Source organism: Oleiphilus sp. HI0080 (assembly GCF_001635135.1).
On record NZ_LWFU01000556.1, the window covers coordinates 1 to 4,801 of the forward strand.

At 47.0% G+C, this 4,801-nt stretch carries 3 protein-coding genes; 1 reads left to right on the forward strand and 2 read right to left on the reverse strand.

All coding sequences use genetic code 11. From position 1 onward, the window contains the following. Positions 1 to 279 precede the first annotated feature (279 nt). Both A3751_RS12250 and A3751_RS12255 read right to left on the reverse strand, forming a co-directional pair. Entirely contained in the window at positions 280 to 1,293 is a 1,014-nt protein-coding gene (locus A3751_RS12250; protein ID WP_068456398.1) for a medium chain dehydrogenase/reductase family protein, read from the reverse strand. A 470-nt stretch (positions 1,294 to 1,763) separates the two neighbouring features. Further along, the gene (locus tag A3751_RS12255; RefSeq protein ID WP_068456401.1) at positions 1,764 to 3,977 is read right to left on the reverse strand and encodes an ATP-dependent helicase; all 2,214 of its coding nucleotides are present in this window, start codon (positions 3,975 to 3,977) and stop codon (positions 1,764 to 1,766) included. Positions 3,978 to 4,099: 122 nt separating this feature from the next. Between A3751_RS12255 and A3751_RS12260 the strand changes: the two genes are divergently transcribed. Continuing rightward, positions 4,100 to 4,789 (forward strand): ankyrin repeat domain-containing protein, encoded by a 690-nt coding sequence (locus A3751_RS12260; RefSeq protein WP_068456404.1) that lies wholly within the window; start codon positions 4,100 to 4,102, stop codon positions 4,787 to 4,789. Positions 4,790 to 4,801: the final 12 nt, after the last annotated feature.

Here is a 4,801-nt window from a genome sequence, read left to right on the forward strand (position 1 = left end):
CATGATTTCTGAGCCATGTGTCATTTTGTTCCGTTAGGGTAATGCTTTGCCTTGTCATAATGATACCTATAGATCGGTGCAGTTATGATGCAATAATACACCAGAATGCGTAAAATTATAATATAGATACTGTGGCATCATGTTACTGAATGGTGAAACGCGGACTATAAATTCGGTATGCCTCCCCATCAGCTGCCACCAAAAAGCAGACATGGCGGTCATTGAAAAATCACAACTGTTGTTGGTGATAAGCAGACTTAATTTTGATGAGTCGTTGACCTATTCACTTATTTTTAACACGATCTTTCCTTTCATCTCCGCTTTTTCAATCAGTTCATGGGCTTTAGCGGCTTCATCCAAGCTCAGTACAGCACCGATCACAGGTTCAATTTTCTTATCTTTCAGCATTTGAAAAAGTGTAGTGAGATCTTTTTTAAACCAGTCCGGATGTTTTTTTCTTAGATCAGCTATGGAATAGAAATGGCTATGCTTACCATTTGGCAGCAAATTCCACAGTTTTATAGTAAGGAAATCTTTAGCGATGCTGCCACCTTTTCCTGAAACAGCGTTGTAGAAACCATAGCCTACAATCGTTCCGCCTTTTCGAAGGACACTAAATGATCTTTTAAAACTCTCTCCACCGATGGGGTCAAAGACTGCATCCAAACCGCCAGAATTATTTTGAATAACCTGTTCGGGCCAACTTGTGTTGTTGTAGTCGACAGGTATTGCACCGAGTGATTCGATAAGTGAATGTTTTGATTTTGATCCTGAGCCATAGACCTTAGCGCCGAGTTGTTTAGCGAGTTGCAGCATGGCCGTGCCAACCGCGCCGCCGGCTCCATGAATCAATATTGATTGTCTCTTTTGGACCTTGGCAATTCGATGCAGCATTTGATAGGCGGTAATGTAGGAAAGGATTAAGCTTACCGCTTCGTTGGGTTGGCAGCCTTCAGGCACCAAGGTAAGCTTATCCGCGTCAAGACAAATATATTCTGCATAGGCACCAATAACCGTTAAGTCAGCGACAAGATCACCGAGCGCAAATCCCGACGCCTCGGGTCCTATTTTGTCTACTCGACCCACGAGATCATAGCCCGGAGTAAATGGAGGTTGATCTTTCACGTCAGGATATTGTCCCTTGCGGATCATCGTGTCGGTAAAAGCAGCGCCTGCGGTGAGCACTTTTATGCGCACTTGCTGGGGGGATGGTTCCGGTAGCGAGGCCTGCATCACGAGTTTCAAAACCTCGGGGCCACCAAATTCTGAAATAATGATCTTCTTAAAGCTCATGCAGAACCTATATTTGCTGTGGTATTTCGAAACCATACCACTGATGTCATCGTAAAGTCATACGCTTGGATCGTGATCACTTGAAAAAAAACTCAATAGCAATATCAAGCAAGTAACTAAGCCAGAAATGCTCCTATGACCTACATACCCCGATGGATATTCTCCATCACAATTATTTCAATTTCGGTTTTTCTAAGTTCATGTGCATTATTTACACCGACACCTGAGCCCCAGTCGATAGAAGATAGATTGACCCAATTGCCTAATATGTCCGCTTATCTCACATTTCAGATGAAGGCTTTCGTCTTTCGGAAGGTCTGCTTTGGTGTGGTAGCTGACTTCATTAGGCATCAATTTTGTTAACAACTATATTTAGTCGTGACAAAATCCGGTCGAGTAAAAATCAGTACCTTATGGAACCATTTGTTAGTAACTTTATTGTTCACCAACAGCCGCTCGGTTAGATTTCGTTAGGCAGGCTCAAATACCTGGTCTGCATAGCGCTTGGAAAATACACGCCGTTGATGATCATCAAACTCAACAGTAAACGTATCGCCTTCTTCTTTTACAACTCGACCTTTACCCAGCAATTTGTGCACAACGTTGTTTGCCGTCCAGTGAGCCGTTTGGCTAGTGCGTACTTGGCTTCGGTTTTTATCCCAGTTCAGATCTAACTCAAAATGCGCAGCGTAACGCTGGCTAATTGCGCTGGGTGCGTCATTCAGATTGATGTTGGATTGCCCTTGTTTAATGGCTTTGGCCATATCAAGTGACGCATTTGCAGCCATTTCATCGAGAAAACGGAGACGGTCTTTGCTGCTCTCTGGCGGGCAAAACATGAGTAACCTTTCTTGCGCTCGTGTCATAGCTACGTAAATCAGGCGACGCTCACTCGCAATATCCACATCATTTTTACCCTGCTGTGCGAAGAAGTTGGTTTCCGAGAGGCCCGGTAAAATCACGTTGTCCCACTCAAGCCCCTTTGCACGATGGATGCTAGTAAGTTGCAGGCCTGCGCTTGCGATGTTTTGATTGCGAGACTGCGTTCTTGCTTCTAGCTCTGCAAGATTTTGCAGCAGCGCGGATGCGCTTTCCGCTTTGTCTTGCGACATGAACTCGACTAGACCTTTGATCGTTCTTATTTGCTCGTTACTGGCGTCTTCACTCAAGCCGCTGCTTTTTAGCTCTTCATAGAGTTTGGTCTCGGAAACGTAGTGTGCAAATACCTTTCGAGGTGCGTTGGCGTTGTTCTCAACTGCGGAGAGTGCTTTGGCAAAACGCTCTAGCTTTAGCTTCTGGTATCGTGAAAGCTGCTCTGGAATCAAGCTAAGTAAATGGTTTCCCCACCGGCTGTTGCAGTGCGCCAGTGATTGCATGACATCATGCATTTGTCGCTCATTAATACCTAGATGTGGGAAGCGGCCGAGTTGCATCAGGCTCGCTAAGCGTTGTTCTTCTGTAAGCAGCTTGAAGTCGCCGGACGCCAATTGTAAGACTGTACGCAGGCAAGACATCTCGTCAGACCCAAAAATGCCGCGATGCCCTTGTAGCGTATAAGGCACATTCGCGCGCAGTAAGGCTAACTCGATTGGTGCAGCTTGGCTCCAGTAGCGCACTAAAATCGCGGTATTTTGCAATGCCTGTTCGGAGTGTTTGGCGAGTCGCTTCGTCAGGCTGTTCAGCTCATCATTGCTTTCACAGATTTCGACCTGTGTGTCCGGGTTTGTTTCGCTTGGGATGCACAATGCGTCTTCATGGTATGGGCTGTGGGAGATCAATTGATTCGCTAATAGGGCCACCTGATGGCCGTAGCGAAAGCTTGTGCTTAGGTTAAGCGCTTCGGTATCTTGAAATTCCTGTGCAAAGCCTGTCAGCATGTATTGCGGCTTAGCCCCGCGAAACTCGTAGATGGTTTGGTCTGGGTCGCCAACAATGGTTACTTGAGCGCGACGTCCTGCGATCAAGGTTAGCAAGGCATGCTGAATATCATTGGTATCTTGATATTCGTCGACCAGAATCACATCCATTTTGTTTTCGACCTGTTGTCTCAGCTCTGGATCGGCCAGTAGCGCACGGACAGGATCGTACAGCATGTCGGCATAGCTAATGCGTCGATGGTCATGGCGCCATTCTTCAAAGCGCTCAAACAGAATGGGCAGGAAAGAAAACTTTTTGTCCAAATTACTTGATCGGAAAAAACTCGCCGGGTCATCAAGTTGGCTTTTACATTGATCAATGAAACGAGCGGCAACATCTAAATACTCTTTTTTATAGCGTTTGAATTCCGTGTGCTGTTCTGGACTCAGCACTTGCGGCACAAGCTGAAGGAGATGAAACTGCTGCTCTCGCTCGCTCAGGATAGAGCCTTGATACGCGGGTAGAGCGCCAATTGAAATGAAGCGTTGGTAAAGTCGAAAACCCATGGCATGAAATGTTCGGACTTCCGGAACTGCGCTTGAACCGCCCACCAATTTTTGGAGTTTGCTTTGAAAATCCAATTGTGCGCTTTTGTTGAACATAAGCACCAGAACTCGGCGAGGCTCAAGCCCTTGTTGAAGCAGATGTTGAATGCGATAAGCGAGAGTTGTGGTTTTTCCGCTTCCGGCGACGGCGCGAATCACATAATGTCCGACTGGGGCATCGACGATGGCGCGCTGTTCTGCTGTCAGAGTGAGGCTTGGCATAAATGACCGGGTATTCTTCTGGGCTATTCTTGTCGGCTATATTGCCGAGTTGTTTGCTTGTATTTTCGTAGCTGAGCAAACACACTTAGCGTTTATGGAAAACGCAGTTTGTGTGCAGGAATATGAATCGCCTAATCATACTATTAAGTGTGTTGTTGTGGGTAGCAGGATGCGCCTCGAATGACCAACAAGTCCCGCCGGATTTTCGCATCAATACCTCTAAGCAAACGCTCGATAGCCCATCATCGCTGATGAAGGCTGTTGAAAGTGGCAGCGAGGAGCTTTTGCGCTCAAGTCTCCTAGCGGGAGATTCGGTCAATGCGGTTTTCCAAGGGGATACGCCCTTGCGTATTGCATTGTCTCAAGGGCGCGGTCGATTTGTCCGCATTTTATTGCGCGCCGGAGCAACGCCAAACTGGGCGCTTCAGCCTGAACAAGCCAGCTTGCTAATGCTGGCTAGTCGCAAGGGTATGAATGAGCAGGTCATTGCATTTATTCAACAAGGCCAAGATTTAAACTACATCGATACGCGCGGCTGGAGTGCGTTGGCCGAGGCATCTTTGAATGGGCACCTTACCACAGCCAATATATTGTTGGATGCAGGCGCAGAGGTTGATGTTTATCCTGATGGAGCGTCTCTGCTGATGAAGTTAGTCGCTGACAATAATATGCTGATCGTTAAGCCCATGCTTGAAGCCGGCGCGGATGTGAATTTTATCGCGCAATCCGGAGAAACGGCATTGAGTATTGCGCGAGAGAACCAGTTTCATGAGCTGGATTTAATGCTGGTGCAGGCTGGTGCGCGATTGTGACCGAGTGCGGCA

Excerpts from the sequence above, each read along its gene's own strand:
- A3751_RS12260 (WP_068456404.1), top strand. The coding sequence starts at position 4,100 with ATGAATCGCCTAATCATACTATTAAGTGTGTTGTTGTGGGTAGCAGGA.
- A3751_RS12250 (WP_068456398.1), bottom strand. The coding sequence starts at position 1,293 with ATGAGCTTTAAGAAGATCATTATTTCAGAATTTGGTGGCCCCGAGGTT.
- A3751_RS12255 (WP_068456401.1), bottom strand. The coding sequence starts at position 3,977 with ATGCCAAGCCTCACTCTGACAGCAGAACAGCGCGCCATCGTCGATGCC.